Genomic DNA, 13460 nt, shown 5'->3' on the forward strand with positions numbered 1-13460 from the left:
AGTGTTCTTCGGCCGCTCCCGCGGTGTGGACACCACTTTTCCCGGAGCCACTGACGTTTCGGAAACGCCTCACTCACGCCCCACAAACACACCATGCGCGAACCGGTGCGAGCCGCGGGACATCGGCCGGAACAGAAGGGCCAGTGGTGGACTGCTTGGTCGAGGTCCGGTCAGGCGCTGCTGAGACTGGGGCCGCCGTAGTCTGTGGCCCTCCGCCGCGCCATTCCACCCACTGGGGGTCATCCAGGAGCGGCTCGGCGTCGGGCAGGCCCGCGCGGCGCAGGAACTCCACAACGTCCATGTCGCTGTGAGCGAGGCCGAGGATGGTGCCATCGATGTGGACGCGGCGGCCGCCGGTGCCAGTGGGCAGGTGGATGACGATGCGGGCGCTCATACGGTCAGGCTGCCTGCGGCACGATGGAGGCGCATCCGGGCGGCACGCCCGGGGGATGCCGGCGGGCGGGTGCACACTGGCAGCTGGTCCCGCCGTGCTCCCCCGTCACGGCGGGACGCTGCTCTGCGTCAGCCGGCTGCCGGTACGTTGCCCTGACCGAATCGCGGAACGTCGACCGGATCGAGATCACTGCGAGGGCGGAGCGGCCGGAGAGGGTGCCGCCAGCGGCCGGCCCCCTCCAGCGCGACGTCGGCGCTGATCTCGACGACCAGCTCAGGCGCGACGAGAGTGGCGTCGAGAATGTCGTTCGTGCCCCAGCCCGCGCTGAACGTGCGCCCCGACCACGGGTGCCCGGGCCCAGCCGGCGACAGCTGGACGGCGATATCGCGGGCGAGGGAAGCGGCGAGCTGGGTGGTGCGGCCGGCGTACCGCAGCCGGCCGCCCGCATCGAGGCGGCCGAGCAGGAGCGTGCCGGGGCGGTGCAGGGAGCCGGTGAGGGCGCCGACGATGGCCTCGGTGGACTCCCGTACGCGGTACTTGCGCCACCCGCCCGCGCGCTTGCCTGGGAGGTACGGCTGCTGCTGCCGCTTGGACACCGCGCCTTCGATGCCGACGGCCGACCACGACAGCCACTCGCGCGCGGTCGCCTCGTCGGTGGTCATCGGGCACAGACTCCACGGCGGACCGAGCCGGTGATCGGCGAAGAGCGCCTCCAGGGCGGCCCGGCGCTCGGCGTACGGCGGGCGGTGAGGTCGGCGTCGTCCTGGTGGAGGAGGTCGAAGGCGACGAAGTGGGCCGGGTGCTGCTCGGCCAGACGCGCGGCGGTGGCCGGGCGGCGGTTCAGACGACGGGTCAGGTACTCGAAGGCGAGGCGGCCGTCAGCCCAGATGATCACCTCGCCGTCCACGACGACGTTGTACGGCAGCTGCGCGGCCGCGGCGACCAGCTCGGGGAAGGCGGGCGTGAGGTCGGTGCCGTGGCGGGAGCGCAGCAGTGTCTGGTCCTGGTCGTGGGCGAGCAGGGCGCGAAAGCCGTCCCACTTCGGCTCCGCCGCCCACCCGGCCGGCAGGGCGAAGGTGTCAACGGGCTGGGCGAGCATCGGCTCCCGCGGCATCCGCACCATGATCGAGACCTACCCCGCGCCGGAACGAGCCTCGCAGCGTGAACGGGTGACCGGCTGCAAGCCGGGTGCGAAGCCGCGTGGGCAGGGCTTCATCGCGGGTCCTCCGTCAGGCGAGGGACTCGGCGGAGGCGCCGACTGGGTGGTCGGTGAGACGCTCGCGAAGTTGCGAAGGCAGGAGGCCAAAGCGCCGGTATCCCCGGCAGCTTCTGCTGCGGCCTTCAGCAGGCGGGCGGCCAGTTTCGTAAAAGCCAGCAGGTTCGGGCCAGGTGCCGGGCGACTGGTGTCGCGTGCCAGCCGGTGCAGCCGCGTGACCGGTAGCGCGTCCAGCCCGGCCGCGATGTGCCACGTTAACTCGACACTTCCTCCCGTCGCCGGTCATCGCCGGCTGTGGCGGGGATGGCGTTGTCGATGAGGACGGCGGCGATGGCGGCGGCGGTGGGGAAGGCGTCGGCGTTGAGGACCCGAGTGCGGGCCGCGGCGCCGTCGATGAGCAGCGCGAGCTGCTCGCCGAGCTGTTCAGGGTCGGCGGCGCCGGCTTCGCGGGCGGTGTCCGCGAGCCGCGCGGCGACGGCTTTCTTGTAGTCGCGTGCGTACTGGGATGCGGGGTGCTGGGAGTCGTGGAGTTCGACGGCGGCGGCGATGTAGGGGCACAGGGGGGTGGTGGGGGGGATGTCGAAGGCAGCGAGGAGCCGTTCGCGGGGCGTGAGGTCGGTGCGGTCGAACACGCCGGACAGAACGGAGGGGTCGAACCGGCGCAGGTACTCGGCGACGAGTTCGTCCTTGCCGGCGAAGTGCTGGTAGGCCGTGCGCTTGGACACCTCGGCCGCCGCACAGAGCTGGTCCATGCCGGTGCGGTTGATGCCCTGCTCGCGGAACAGCTGCTGGGACGCGCTGAGGATGCGCTCGCGAGCGCCCCGGCCGCGGCGGCGACCCTTGGGGCCCTTCTCCGACTCCGTCATGGGCCCAGCGTACCGCAGCTAGGTAACGACCGGTGTACATAGCTTGCATCCCTGCCGCCCGCCCCGTACGTTAAGCACACAGGGCGGTGTACATAACGCCGTCACCCCAGGTGCACACGGCACCACCGATCCAAGGGAATGACTATGGGAAAGCTCGACGGCAAGGTCGCGGTCATCACCGGCGGCACCACCGGCATGGCACTGGCCGGCGCGAAGCTGTTCGTCGACGAGGGGGCGCACGTCTTCATCACCGGCCGCCGCCAGGACGCCCTGGACGAGGCCGTGAAGCAGATCGGCCGCAACGTCACCGGCGTCCAGGGTGACGCCGCCGACCTGGACGACCTGGACCGCCTGTACGACACCGTCAAGCGGGAGAAGGGAAGCCTCGACGTGCTGTGGGCCAGCGCCGGAGGGGGCGAGCCCGCCCCGCTCGGCGAGATCACCGAGGCCCAGTTCGACACCTGGTTCGGGCTCAACGCCCGCGGCACCCTGTTCACCGTCCAAAAGGCCCTCCCGCTCTTCAACGACGGCGGCTCCATCCTCATGACCGGCTCCAACGCCTCCCTCGGCGCCTTCCCCGGCTGGAGCGTCTACGCCGGCAGCAAGGCCGTCCAGCAGGCCTGGGCACGCGTCTGGCTCAACGAGCTCAAGGACCGCCGCATCCGTGTCAATGTCCTGACCCCCGGCCAGGTCGCCACCGCCAAGCAGGAAGAACTCTTCGACGAGGCCACCAAGCGCCAGTTCGAGTCCCTCATCCCCCGCGGCCAGATGGGCCGCCCCGACGAAATCGCCACCGCCGCCCTCTTCCTCGCCTCCGATGACTCCAGTTACGTCAACGGCATGGAACTCGTCGCCGACGGCGGCACCACCGCCATCTGAACCGAACAACCACAACCAGGGCAGGACATCTCATGAGCAACATCAGCATCATCGGCACCGGGAACATGGCCCGCACCATCGGAGCGCGGGCGATAGCGGGCGGCAACACCGTCGAGGTCATGGGCCGCGATCAGTCCAAGGCCGCTGACCTGGCCGAGGCTCTCGGCGGCGGCGCCACGACGGGAGAATGGGGCACTGCCCCGGCCGGGGACATCGTCATCGTGGCCCTGTTGTACGACGGCGTCGTGCCGGCCATCGCCCAGTACGGAGACGCTCTCGCGGGCAAGGTCATCGTCGACATCAGCAACCCCTTCAACTCCACGTTCGACGGGCTGGCCCACCGCGAGGAGACCTCGATCGCGCAGGAAGTCGCCAAGGCGGCCCCGGCCGGCGCCAGCGTGGTGAAGGCGTTCAACACCATCTTCCGCCACGTCCTGGAGAAGGGTCGGCCCGACGTCTTCATCGCCGGCGACAATGCGCAGGCCAAGGCAAGTGTGGAGGCGTTCATCGAAAGCCTCGGGCTGCGCCCGCTGGACGTCGGCGGCCTGACAATGGCGCACTGGCTGGAAGGAACGGGCGTGGTCACGGTGGGTCTCGCCAACCACGGTGTGGGGAACGTGGACTTCGCCCTCAGCATCACCGAGCTTCCCGTCTGAGTAAACGGTTGACGGATCACCGAGAGGACCCGCCATGAAGCTTGGTTTCACACTTCCCATAATCGGGCCCGCTATCAGCAGCGCAGCTGGCCTGAGCGCGTTCTGCCGCGGGATCGAGGACCTTGGCTACGACACGCTGTGGGTCGGCGATCGCCTGGTCCAGCCGGTCGATATGCAGAGCATCTATCCGGGCAAAGAGCAGCCGTACCCGCCGCAGATGAAGCGATACCTCGACCCGGTGCTGCTGTGGACCGTCGCCGCGACGGCGACCAGCCGGGTGCGGCTGAATGCCAGCACGCTCAGCACCTTCTACTACGAGCCGCCGCACCTGGCCCGGATGCTGACCACGCTCGACGTGCTCAGCGACGGCCGTCTCGAGGTCGGCGTGGGACTCGGGTGGATGAAGGACGAGCACGACATCTCCCGCAGCGCGGACTGGCGCCGGCGCGGGCGGATGCTCGATGACCTGCTGGCGTTCCTGCACGAGTGGTGGACGGCCAACCCGGTGTCCTGGGACAGCGAGTTCTTCTCGCTGCCGCCGGTCCACGCCGACCTGCGCCCGGTGCAAGCGGGCGGGCCGCCCATCTGGATCGGCGGCGCCAGCAAGGCCGCGATGCGCCGGGTCGGCCGCAGCGCCACCGGCTGGCTCGGGCTCGATTTTCTGCCGGACGAGGTCGCCGACCAATTGTGGTCGCTCGCGCGCCAGGCGGCGCAGGAGGCCGGCCGCGATCCCGACGCGCTGAAGAAGGCCATACGTATCAACCTCGAACCGGGCACGACCGTTGATTCGCTGGCCGACAAGCTCAAGCGCTACGCCGAGTCCGGTGCGGACGAGGCGTTCGTGGACGCCTTCGCACTGTTCCCCGGCCTTGACCAGATGCTTGACTTCGCCAGCGAGGTGATCGCGCGCACCGGTCGGTTGTGACCACCCAAGAGCCGGACAGCCAAGGACGTCCTCGCCTGCTTGTTCACCGAGAACGCGGTGCTGAACAGCCCGCTCGGCGATGAGCCGCTCATCGGTCGCGAGTCCGTCGTGGAAGCCAAACAGACGTGCACAGACTGGCGGACCTCAGCTACAAGGAGATCCTCAGCGGCGAGACCCACCACGCCGCATCCTTCCGGCTGCAGATCGAAGACACCGTGGTCAGCGGAATGGACTACGCCCAGATCGACGCGGACGGCAAGATCGCCGAAGTGACCATATGGTGGCGCCCACTGCCGTCCGCCGTCGAGATGCAGGGGCACCTTGCGCAAGTCCCCGGACTGCAGTCCTGGGAACTGCGCACGAACGGGGAGCGAGGACGATTCACCGGATCCTGGCCGCTCAGGCGTTCGGCATCCCTGCCTGTGATTTCCTGCGCGTAGACACTGTGCTGCTCTAGCGCGGTGCGGGTCTTCCTAGCTGGGGATCGGAGTCCCATGGCTAGAGAGGACGGGTGAGCAATACGAGGGTGCGGTGACGCCGGGCTGATCCGTCGCTCTGCTGACTGACTCGAACCACGAGCCGATCCCACCCACGGCCGCCGCACCCACCCGGTGTGGCGGCTCGCAACCAGCCACCGGTCAACTCATAGCGCGGCACGGGGTCGTGGGCGGCTCAGCCGCGCAGTGTCTCCAGCCGGGCGGCGGCTCCGCACACCCCACACGCGTCGGCGGCCGGCCCCTCCAGCGCGGCCAGGGCCTGGGCGGTGGTGAGATCTGCGGGGGCCTTGCACAGCGGGCAGCCCGCCCGGTGCACCCGCACCGGGCGGGCTTGGTGGAGTCGTACGCGATGCGGAACTTCTCCAGCGCCCACCACTCCCCCGCCTCACCGTCCGACGCCGGAGCGGGAGCAGGCGCGGGGGCGGGCGGTGTGGGTAGCCGGCGGCCGGTACGAGCCCGCAGCAGCGCCTGGCGGTCCCGCTCGAGGGGCACGCCCTGGTAGGAGACGCCGCCGATGGGCCGCACATGGGAGGTCGGTGCGCTGAAGACGATGTCCGCCGGCTCGGCCAGGTCCCGGCCGCCGACCTGCGCGTCAGCCCACAAGGTCACCGAGACCTCGTAGAACCAGGCGGTGGTGTTGCCCTGCCAGCGGCGCAGCAGCCGACCGACCAGCTCCTGCCCATCGTGCAGCAGGATCCGGATCGGCGGCGTAGGCGACTCGGACGGCAGCTCCCCATCCGCGAGCGGCCCCGGCCCCTCTTCCATGGCGTTACGCCGCGTCCGCGTCGCCGGCGGGGGTGTCGTGGACGTGCTTCAGGGCGCTGCGGGCAGCGACGACGTCGCCGCCGGAAAGGGTGTCCCAGAACGGGTGCGTGCCGATCTGGATGGACAGCTCCAGCATGCGGGCGCGCAGCCGGGCCTCCTGCTCGGCCTGTTCCTCGGTGTAGCCGGGAGAGTCCTCCCGCCGGAAGGGATACCAGTGCCCTTCAGGGGTGGCCGCAGTAGCCAGCTCCGGGAAGCCGGGGGTGAGGTCGGCGCCTTGCCGGGAGCGCAGCGGTGTCTGCTCCTGGTCGTGGGCGAGAAGGGCGCGGAAGCCGTCCCCTTTCGGCTCGGCCGCTCATCCGGGCGGCAGGGCGAAGGTGTCGACGGGTTGGGCGAGCATCGGCTCGGCGGGCATCCGCAGCGTCGCGCCCACGATGCGCCGTCCTCTGGCCCCAGACGGCCCCTCATCGCGGGGCCCGGAGGGATTCACCCTGATGGGCGCATCTGTTTTTGATGAGGCTGGGCACGCGCTTCTTGCACGGGGTCGGCCATGCGTTCTGCGCTCGGGGGTCAGCACGCCGGGCACGGTGAAGGATGACGGCGGGGCGCCAGCCCTGCATCGCTGGCGCCCCTGTCATCCACCGCACCGATGTCGAGATGGTCGCGCCCAGGCGCGCAGCGGTCCTTCGACGGCCTTCACCGCAGCTGGGACGTGAGACCTTCCAGGCGATTCAGGCGCTCGTACAGGGCGCGGACCAGCCGGGCGCGGCCCTGGGCGCCGCCCACCGTGTCCTCCAGCGGCGCGGCTAGGTGCCGGTCGGTCTCTTCCCATACGTAGTCGGCCAGCACCCGGGCCGCGTGCTGGGTTGGCAGGCGGTCGGCGGCCTGGCGGACGTCGTCGGCGACGACGCAGGCGACACCAGTGAGCTGAAGCGCCGCCTGCCGGCAGTCGTCCTGGCTCATGAGGGGCTCGGCGTCGTTCCCGGACAGGACGGCGGCCACCAAGCGTTTGTGGGTCTCACGATCCAGGGGGAGTTCCGCCTCGCTGCCGAGGGCGCCGGGATGGTCGCGGCCGGCGGATAGCCGCGCAAGGGGGGCAGCGGGTGGGCTGGTCACGCTGTCAGGATCGGCCACGCAGGGCGTCGGCTCGATACCCCACCGGTAATCTCAGCGTGGGATGACTTCCCATCCCGCGGGGATCCGAGGGGCGACGATGGCGACGGCTCTTGTACCGATCGAGCTGCCCGGCTGGGCCTGGCAGCGGGCTGAGGTGCGGCAGGCGTTACGCGCCCGGGACATCGGCGCGGTCTTCCGCTACGTGCAGCAGTACAGCGGGGTCGGCCAGGGGCGCATCGCCATGGCCACGAGGATGGGCCAACCCCGGGTGAATGAGGTCATCCACGGGCGCCGCGAGGTGATCCGGTTGGATGTGTATGAGCGGATCGCCGATGGGCTGCAGATGCCTGATGATGCCCGGCATCTGCTCGGCCTGGCCGCGGGGCGGGAAACGCGCGGCGGCGGCAGCGCCTTCGACCTTGCCGCGTTTCCCGAAGTGGTGCGCGTGTACGCCTCGCAGGCCTCGGCGGCCCAGGAGATCCAGCAACAGGCCCGCATCGCTGCGGAGGTGGACGTCCTCGCCGTCCGCGGTCTCGGGCTGATCGCGCTCAACGATTCCCTGCTCCGGCCGCCCCTGACACGCCCCGCCGCACCGGAGCGGCGGATCCGGGTGCTGCTGCTCAGTCCCGAGGCGCCCGCGCTGACGAGGCGGGCCGCCGAGATCGGGGAGTCCCCCGAGTCTCTGGCCGGCGGCGTGCGGCTGGCCGAGGCGCGGCTGCGCGAGCTGACCGGGGCGTGCGAGGTGCGCGTGTACCGGTACCGGATGCTGCCGACCTGGCGCATCGTGCGGCTGGACTCCACCATGTTCGTCTCCGCCTTCGACGCCGGGTGGGAAGGGCATGAGTCGGCGACGTACAAGGTGATGGAGACGCCGCACGGCCCGCTGTACCGGGGCTTTCGGCGGATGTTCGACGCGCTCGCCGCCGAGAGCGAACGCACCGTGTGAAAGGGGTAGGCAGCAGTGATCGAGGCGGAGCTGAAAGCCAGGGTCCACCACCCCGAGGACGTACTGCAGGCGCTGGAGTCCCGCGCGGCCGGCCGCGCCGAGGTCTACCAGGACACCTACTACGACACCCCGGACAACCGCTTGGAGACGGAGGACCGCGAACTGCGCGTGCGCACCGTGCACGGCCCCGACGACACTCGCTCGGTCCTGACGTACAAGACCGCCCGGGTCGATGAGGTCTCCGGCTCGAAACCGGAGCACGAGACGCACATCAGCAACCCCGAGGCGGTACACACCATGCTGCAAGGCCTCGGCTACCTCCAGGCCGTCGCGTTCGAGAAGCGCTGCCGCAACTTCAGCTTCGCCGCCCACGGCCGGCCGATGCTCGCCACCCTCGTCCGCGTCCCCGAGATCGAGGGCACCTTCCTCGAAGTCGAGACCCAGGCTCAGGACGAGCACGAGCTGCCGGCGGCGCTGGACGCCGTCCGCACCGTGATGACCGAGCTCGGCCTCACCGACACCGACTTCACCACAGAGCAGTACACCGACGCCGTACGACAACACCGGGCCCGGTGAAGGCATCACGCAGGTCAAGCAGCGACCACGCGATGCCGGATTTCTCGCCTCACGGCGGTCTTGCGGGCGGTCAGCACCGATTGGTTGGCTGATCGTCCCAATGACCAGGAGGGGAAAACCATGGCAGCGAACGAGGCATTAGGCGAGTCGGAGCACCTGAAGTCGCTGATCATCAGCACCGCGCAGGAGCTGTGGGAGGACAAGGTGGCTGTATACGTGAGTCGCGATGTCGTTTGTCGGTGACTTCGGGAGTCACTCCAGCTGATGGATAGCCACGTTGTGGTGACGCGTACTGCAACGACCGTTCGGCTGCATGGGTGAAGCTCTGCGAGGACGATCGGCGGCTGTGGCTCGTACTTCGCTGGGTCTGGAAGAACTTGTCGAGCACTGGACGCTGCTGCAGTTCGCCCTTGGCGTGTCCGACGAGCTGGTCCTGGCTGCCCCGCACGGTCCGATGAAGAACACCTGCCGTCGGCGGAACCGGCGATTTGGGAGGACTCCTGTCGTGAACCCGTCCGTGACGCCCGCGATCGAGCTGCCGCTCCCGACCCGTCAACATCCACATGCCTCGCAGATCGAGGCGCACACCCGTGCCTGGGCCGCACAGTTCGGCCTGGTCCGCAGCGAAGCCTGCGCGAAGGCCCTTGCCCGCAGCCGCTTCGGAGAGTTCGGCGCGTACACCTATCCCACCGCGCCGCTGCCTGAGGCACAGCTTGTCGCGGACTGGCTGGCCTGGCTGTTCCTTATCGACGACCAGTATGAAGAGGGCGCCTACGGCACTGGCTCCCGGTGGTCGGACGTCACCGCCGCCGTGCGGGGTGTCCTGGAACCCGGGCAAACAGCCGGCCCGCTGGCGGACGCGCCGCTGATCCGGGCGCTGGCCGACATCTCTCACCGCCTCGACCGGCTCGTGACACCCGCGTGGAAGACACGCTTCACCCGGCACTTCCTGGCCACCATGAACGCCGCCCTGCACGAGATCCAGCTCCGCGACGCGGGAACCCCGCCTCCGCTCAGCGACTACATCGCCCTGCGCCGGGACTCTGGGGCCATCATCCCCAGCTTCGACCTGATCGAGGTGTGCGCGCACCTGGAACTGCCCGAAGCCGCGTACGGATCGTCGGCCTACCAGGAGATCACCGTGGCCGGTACGGACATCGTTGCCTGGACCAACGACCTGTACTCCGTCGACAAGGAGGCCGCCTGCGGCATCGTCACCAACCTCGTCCTGGTGCTGCAGCACGAACGCCACCTCGACCGGCAGCAGGCACTCGCCACGGCACGGATGCTCATCAACGACCGGATCCGGGACTTCCTCGCCGCCGAACGGCTTCTGACCGACGCCACCAGCCGTATCCGCCCGGACGACACTCCACGCGAGCAGATCGCCCAGTGCGCCCAGGGGGTCCGCGACTGGGTCGCGGGCTCCAACCAGTGGCACGCAGACGGCACCGACCGCTATGACCAGCCGCCCCCCAGCGCGCCGGCACCCCTCATCGAGGACCTCCTCGCTCCGGCCATCCACACCACGGAGCAGAGGTGACCGGCCCTCCTCTTCGTGGCATCAGGCCACGCCGGAGGTACTCGGCACGGGACCGCAGAGGCTTCCTTGGCCCCCCGCCAGCGTCCCGCCGGTTGCAGGTGTACCGGAAGGGCGTGGACGCTCGCACAGCGCCACCCAAGTGACTCCCCAAGTCACCAACAAACGACTCCCGAAGTCACCGACACAGCCAACAGGGAGCCGGTGAGGGAGCCGGCGATAGCCTCGGTGGATTCGCGTACACACTGGTGGACTGTCGGTATTCGAGGGTTGCAGTATTCGCCGTAGAGCGAGCAGCTCCGTACCCGGCTTGGTCACGTCAGCGGTGACAAGGTGTAAAGCTCTCGCCGCAACGGGCGCTGTCTGCGCGAAGACGCCGAATCAAGAAGAAGACCCGCCTCTTGCGGTGAACCCGCCGGCCGCCCGCGCTCCGGTGCGGGCCTTCGCCCTCTGCCACCGCGCCATACGGCCCCCCTACCGGCATCGGCAATCCCGCGCGGCCGAAGGCTCCCGGCGCTACAAGGTTCACGGCGCCGGTACCGCACCGATCTGCTGCATCACCCCGAGGAGATCGGGCTGGCCCCGTTCGCCGACGATCCGGCCGTCGGCCAGGTAGTAGAAGTTCATGGCCTGCACCGAGATCGTGTTGCCGCTCGCCGGGATCCCGAAAAATTCACCGTCGTGGGTTCCCCTCATGGTGAACCGCGCGGCCACAGTGTCGCCTTCGGCGACCGTCTCCTCCAGCGTCCACTGAACGTCCGGGAAGGCGCTGCGCATCATCCCGATGACTTCCAAGTACCCATCGGGCCCCCGCAGTGGTTCCGGGTGACTGGGCGCGTGGAACACCGCGTCCGAAGAAATGACCTCGCGGGCGAGATCCTCGTTGCCCGTGTTGATGAACTCGACGAAACGGTTCATCACTGACTCGGTGGACTGCGATGGCATCTTGCTGTGCCTCTCCGAAGACGTTTGGACGGGTACCGCGAGCGTAACATCGAATCGATGTTCACATCGTTTCGATGTTCTGCGTGCGAAGATGGACCCATGCTGGAACTCGCGATACTCGGCTTCCTCGCCGAGGGACCCCTGCCTGGACACGAGCTGCGCCGCCGCGTCTCACAGCTGACCGGCTATACGCGGCCGGTCAGTGACGGCAGCCTGTATCCGGCGATCAACCGTCTGACCAAGGCGGGCTTGATCGAGCGGCGCGCCGACCCAGCCGCGGGGGCGGCCCGATACGTGCTCAGCCTGACCGCGGCCGGACGGGCCGAAATGCTGCAGCGCCTGCGCAAGCCCGCCGACCACGAGATCACCGACTTCACCCGGTTCTACGTCGTCCTGGCCTTCCTCTCCCACCTGCCCGACGTGGCCGAACAGCACGTGGTGCTGCGCAGACGGCTGGAGTTCCTGGAAGAACCGGCGAGCTTCTTCTACGACAACGAGCGGCCCCTGCGTGCCGAGGAGATCGCCGACCCCTACCGGCGGGGCATGCTGCTCACCGCCCGCGCCACCAGCCGCGCCGAACGGACCTGGCTGCGCGAGATCCTCGGGGAGAAGCCGCCCGCATTCGACACCGCATGCACCGACAGCGATCCGCATGCGCCCGCCGCTCCCGCGAGCTGACCGTCCACGGAGGTACCCCCATGCTTGCTTCCTGGACCAGGGCCCCGCCGCCGATGTCCTGCACGTCGGTGAACTACCTGATCCCGTCCCCGGCCCCGGCGAGGTCCGCGTCCGTGTCACCGTCTCGGGCGTCAACCCCGGCGACACCAAGAAGCGGCGCGGCTGGCTCGGCTCGTCCATGCCCTATCCACGGGTGATCCCGCACGGCGACGCCGCCGGAGTCATCGACGCCGTGGGCGCCCAAGTCGACGCCCGCCGCGTCGGACAGCGGGTCTGGGTATACGGCGCCCAGTCGTACCGCCCCTTCGGCACCGCCGCCCAGTACACCGTCGTACCCGACCACCAAGCCGTACCTCTGCCAGATCATCTGACTGATGAGCTGGGGGCGAGCCTCGGCATCCCCGGCATCACCGCCCACCGCACCGTCTTCGCCGACGGCCCGGTCGACGGCCGACTGGTCCTGGTCCACGGAGTCCTTGGCGGCGTCGGCTCCCTGGCCGCCCAGCTCGCCCACTGGGCCGGCGCGACTTTGATCGCGACCGTCCGCCGCACCGCGGACCTCGACCGCGTCGACCCGGCCGTCGTCTCCCACGCCGTCGCCCTGGATACCGACGACCCCGCCGCGGCCATCCGCTCGTACGCGCCACGGGGCGTCGACCGGATCATCGAGGTCGCGCTGTCCGACAACGCCGATCTCGACAACGCCGTCGCCGCCAACAACGCCGTCATCGCCGCCTACGCCACCCGCACGGACCGCACCGAGATCCCCTTCTGGCCGCTGCTGTTCAACAACGTCACCCTGCGGCTGCTCGGCAGCGACGACTTCCCCGCCAGGGCCAAGCGCCAGGCCGCCCGCGACCTCACCTCCGCAGCCGCCGTCGGCGCCCTCACTGTCGCCGTCGGCCACCGTCACCCACTGGACGACATCGCCAAGGCCCACGACCACGTTGACGCCGGCGGTGGCCACGGCCGCATCCTGCTCACCATCCCCCAATAGCGCAGACTCGGAACACTGCCCTGCTCAACTGCCTAACTCTGCGGGGCGGCCCGGCGCTCGGCGTACGGGCGGGCGGTGAGGTCGACGTCCTGGTGGAGGAGGTCGAAGGCGACGAAGTGGACCGGGTGCTGCTCGGCCAGGCGCGCGGCGGTCGCCGCACGGCGGTTCAGCCGCCGGGTGAGGTGTTCGAAAGCGAGGCGCCCGTCGGCCCAGATGACCACTTCGCCGTCCAGGACGACGTCGTACGGCAGCTCGGCGGCCGCGGCGACCAGTCGTGGAAGGCGCCGGTGAGGTCGGTGCCGTGCCGGGAACGCAGCAGCGTCTGCTCCTGGCCGTGGGCGAGCAGGGCGCGAAAGCCGTCCCATTTGGGTTCCGCGGCCCAGCCGGCCGGCAGGTGGAAGGTGTCGACCGGCTGGGCCAGCATCGGCTCGCGCGGCATTTCCATGATCGACATTTACCACGGTTCC

General features: G+C 69.7%; 19 protein-coding genes and 1 pseudogene. 10 read left to right on the forward strand and 10 right to left on the reverse strand.

The window, feature by feature from the left end; all coding sequences use genetic code 11:
- Nucleotides 1-211: 211 nt before the first annotated feature.
- The 4 genes and pseudogenes from IG84_RS42490 to IG84_RS0136645 all read right to left on the reverse strand — a co-directional run.
- Nucleotides 212-394 (reverse strand): annotated as a pseudogene (locus IG84_RS42490) (hypothetical protein); the annotation flags it as partial.
- 128 nt (nt 395-522) lie between these two features.
- Complete coding sequence (locus IG84_RS42840; RefSeq protein ID WP_342668494.1) at nt 523-1056, reverse strand: ATP-dependent DNA ligase; 534 nt, start codon at nt 1054-1056, stop codon at nt 523-525.
- A complete protein-coding gene (locus IG84_RS42845; RefSeq protein ID WP_342668495.1) occupies nt 1053-1517 on the reverse strand; it encodes an ATP-dependent DNA ligase in 465 nt (154 codons plus the stop codon). Before IG84_RS42845 ends, IG84_RS42840 begins: the two co-directional genes overlap by 4 nt.
- A 347-nt stretch (nt 1518-1864) precedes the next feature.
- Nucleotides 1865-2476, reverse strand: coding sequence for a TetR/AcrR family transcriptional regulator (locus tag IG84_RS0136645; RefSeq protein ID WP_031067586.1), 612 nt, complete (start codon nt 2474-2476; stop codon nt 1865-1867).
- Between the two features lie 144 nt (nt 2477-2620).
- On the opposite strand from IG84_RS0136645, the gene IG84_RS0136650 reads away from it, so the two are divergent.
- The 4 genes from IG84_RS0136650 to IG84_RS38505 all read left to right on the forward strand — a co-directional run bounded on the left by IG84_RS0136650 (nt 2621) and on the right by IG84_RS38505 (nt 5376).
- Nucleotides 2621-3355, forward strand: coding sequence for an SDR family NAD(P)-dependent oxidoreductase (locus IG84_RS0136650; RefSeq protein WP_031067588.1), 735 nt, complete (start codon nt 2621-2623; stop codon nt 3353-3355).
- Between the two features lie 32 nt (nt 3356-3387).
- Nucleotides 3388-4011 carry an NADPH-dependent F420 reductase gene (locus tag IG84_RS0136655; RefSeq protein WP_031067591.1) on the forward strand — a complete coding sequence of 208 codons (624 nt, stop codon included), beginning with the start codon at nt 3388-3390 and terminating at the stop codon, nt 4009-4011.
- Nucleotides 4012-4045: 34 nt separating this feature from the next.
- Nucleotides 4046-4936: a TIGR03619 family F420-dependent LLM class oxidoreductase gene (locus IG84_RS0136660; RefSeq protein ID WP_031067593.1), complete on the forward strand. Its 891-nt coding sequence runs from the start codon at nt 4046-4048 to the stop codon at nt 4934-4936.
- A gap of 125 nt (nt 4937-5061) precedes the next feature.
- Nucleotides 5062-5376: a hypothetical protein gene (locus tag IG84_RS38505; RefSeq protein WP_051862849.1), complete on the forward strand. Its 315-nt coding sequence runs from the start codon at nt 5062-5064 to the stop codon at nt 5374-5376.
- Nucleotides 5377-5574: 198 nt separating this feature from the next.
- Here IG84_RS38505 and IG84_RS39195 read toward each other — a convergent pair whose 3' ends face one another.
- The 3 genes from IG84_RS39195 to IG84_RS0136680 form a co-directional block, all read right to left on the reverse strand.
- Nucleotides 5575-6198 (reverse strand): hypothetical protein, encoded by a 624-nt coding sequence (locus IG84_RS39195; protein ID WP_051862850.1) that lies wholly within the window; start codon nt 6196-6198, stop codon nt 5575-5577.
- Between the two features lie 4 nt (nt 6199-6202).
- Nucleotides 6203-6334 carry a hypothetical protein gene (locus IG84_RS42735; protein ID WP_281179412.1) on the reverse strand — a complete coding sequence of 44 codons (132 nt, stop codon included), beginning with the start codon at nt 6332-6334 and terminating at the stop codon, nt 6203-6205.
- Nucleotides 6335-6891: 557 nt separating this feature from the next.
- A complete protein-coding gene (locus IG84_RS0136680) occupies nt 6892-7311 on the reverse strand; it encodes a hypothetical protein (RefSeq protein ID WP_051862860.1) in 420 nt (139 codons plus the stop codon).
- Nucleotides 7312-7408: 97 nt separating this feature from the next.
- On the opposite strand from IG84_RS0136680, the gene IG84_RS0136685 reads away from it, so the two are divergent.
- The 4 genes from IG84_RS0136685 to IG84_RS0136700 all read left to right on the forward strand — a co-directional run bounded on the left by IG84_RS0136685 (nt 7409) and on the right by IG84_RS0136700 (nt 10376).
- Nucleotides 7409-8257 (forward strand): helix-turn-helix domain-containing protein, encoded by an 849-nt coding sequence (locus IG84_RS0136685; RefSeq protein WP_031067604.1) that lies wholly within the window; start codon nt 7409-7411, stop codon nt 8255-8257.
- A gap of 15 nt (nt 8258-8272) precedes the next feature.
- The gene (cyaB, locus tag IG84_RS0136690; protein ID WP_031067606.1) at nt 8273-8833 is read left to right on the forward strand and encodes a class IV adenylate cyclase; all 561 of its coding nucleotides are present in this window, start codon (nt 8273-8275) and stop codon (nt 8831-8833) included.
- 120 nt (nt 8834-8953) lie between these two features.
- The gene (locus tag IG84_RS42740) at nt 8954-9076 is read left to right on the forward strand and encodes a hypothetical protein (RefSeq protein WP_281179413.1); all 123 of its coding nucleotides are present in this window, start codon (nt 8954-8956) and stop codon (nt 9074-9076) included.
- Nucleotides 9077-9179: 103 nt separating this feature from the next.
- Nucleotides 9180-10376 carry a terpene synthase family protein gene (locus tag IG84_RS0136700; protein ID WP_157849009.1) on the forward strand — a complete coding sequence of 399 codons (1197 nt, stop codon included), beginning with the start codon at nt 9180-9182 and terminating at the stop codon, nt 10374-10376.
- A 522-nt stretch (nt 10377-10898) separates the two neighbouring features.
- Here the strand turns inward: IG84_RS0136700 and IG84_RS0136705 are convergent.
- On the reverse strand, nt 10899-11291 hold the full coding sequence (locus IG84_RS0136705) for an ester cyclase (protein WP_245659723.1): 393 nt from the start codon (nt 11289-11291) through the stop codon (nt 10899-10901).
- A 126-nt stretch (nt 11292-11417) separates the two neighbouring features.
- Between IG84_RS0136705 and IG84_RS0136710 the strand changes: the two genes are divergently transcribed.
- On the forward strand, nt 11418-11996 hold the full coding sequence (locus IG84_RS0136710) for a PadR family transcriptional regulator (protein WP_031067612.1): 579 nt from the start codon (nt 11418-11420) through the stop codon (nt 11994-11996).
- The gene (locus tag IG84_RS0136715; protein ID WP_051862851.1) at nt 11971-12993 is read left to right on the forward strand and encodes an NADPH:quinone reductase; all 1023 of its coding nucleotides are present in this window, start codon (nt 11971-11973) and stop codon (nt 12991-12993) included. Before IG84_RS0136710 ends, IG84_RS0136715 begins: the two co-directional genes overlap by 26 nt.
- Before the next feature lie 32 nt (nt 12994-13025).
- Here the strand turns inward: IG84_RS0136715 and IG84_RS42495 are convergent, their stop codons facing one another.
- Together IG84_RS42495 and IG84_RS42500 are read right to left on the reverse strand one after the other, a co-directional pair.
- Nucleotides 13026-13214 (reverse strand): ATP-dependent DNA ligase, encoded by a 189-nt coding sequence (locus tag IG84_RS42495; RefSeq protein WP_051862852.1) that lies wholly within the window; start codon nt 13212-13214, stop codon nt 13026-13028.
- Entirely contained in the window at nt 13160-13447 is a 288-nt protein-coding gene (locus IG84_RS42500) for a DNA ligase-like domain-containing protein (RefSeq protein ID WP_051862853.1), read from the reverse strand. The genes IG84_RS42495 and IG84_RS42500 overlap by 55 nt, the downstream gene beginning before the upstream one ends.
- Between the last annotated feature and the right edge of the window lie 13 nt (nt 13448-13460).

Source organism: Streptomyces ochraceiscleroticus (assembly GCF_000720485.1).
GTDB lineage: Bacteria > Actinomycetota > Actinomycetes > Streptomycetales > Streptomycetaceae > Streptomyces > Streptomyces ochraceiscleroticus.

Excerpts from the sequence above, each read along its gene's own strand:
- IG84_RS42840 (WP_342668494.1), bottom strand. The coding sequence starts at position 1,056 with ATGACCACCGACGAGGCGACCGCGCGCGAGTGGCTGTCGTGGTCGGCC.
- IG84_RS42845 (WP_342668495.1), bottom strand. The coding sequence starts at position 1,517 with ATGGTGCGGATGCCGCGGGAGCCGATGCTCGCCCAGCCCGTTGACACC.
- IG84_RS0136645 (WP_031067586.1), bottom strand. The coding sequence starts at position 2,476 with ATGACGGAGTCGGAGAAGGGCCCCAAGGGTCGCCGCCGCGGCCGGGGC.
- IG84_RS0136650 (WP_031067588.1), top strand. The coding sequence starts at position 2,621 with ATGGGAAAGCTCGACGGCAAGGTCGCGGTCATCACCGGCGGCACCACC.
- IG84_RS0136655 (WP_031067591.1), top strand. The coding sequence starts at position 3,388 with ATGAGCAACATCAGCATCATCGGCACCGGGAACATGGCCCGCACCATC.
- IG84_RS0136660 (WP_031067593.1), top strand. The coding sequence starts at position 4,046 with ATGAAGCTTGGTTTCACACTTCCCATAATCGGGCCCGCTATCAGCAGC.
- IG84_RS39195 (WP_051862850.1), bottom strand. The coding sequence starts at position 6,198 with ATGGAAGAGGGGCCGGGGCCGCTCGCGGATGGGGAGCTGCCGTCCGAG.
- IG84_RS42735 (WP_281179412.1), bottom strand. The coding sequence starts at position 6,334 with ATGCTGGAGCTGTCCATCCAGATCGGCACGCACCCGTTCTGGGACACC.
- IG84_RS0136685 (WP_031067604.1), top strand. The coding sequence starts at position 7,409 with ATGGCGACGGCTCTTGTACCGATCGAGCTGCCCGGCTGGGCCTGGCAG.
- IG84_RS42740 (WP_281179413.1), top strand. The coding sequence starts at position 8,954 with ATGGCAGCGAACGAGGCATTAGGCGAGTCGGAGCACCTGAAGTCGCTG.
- IG84_RS0136705 (WP_245659723.1), bottom strand. The coding sequence starts at position 11,291 with ATGAACCGTTTCGTCGAGTTCATCAACACGGGCAACGAGGATCTCGCC.
- IG84_RS0136710 (WP_031067612.1), top strand. The coding sequence starts at position 11,418 with ATGCTGGAACTCGCGATACTCGGCTTCCTCGCCGAGGGACCCCTGCCT.
- IG84_RS0136715 (WP_051862851.1), top strand. The coding sequence starts at position 11,971 with ATGCGCCCGCCGCTCCCGCGAGCTGACCGTCCACGGAGGTACCCCCAT.
- IG84_RS42500 (WP_051862853.1), bottom strand. The coding sequence starts at position 13,447 with ATGTCGATCATGGAAATGCCGCGCGAGCCGATGCTGGCCCAGCCGGTC.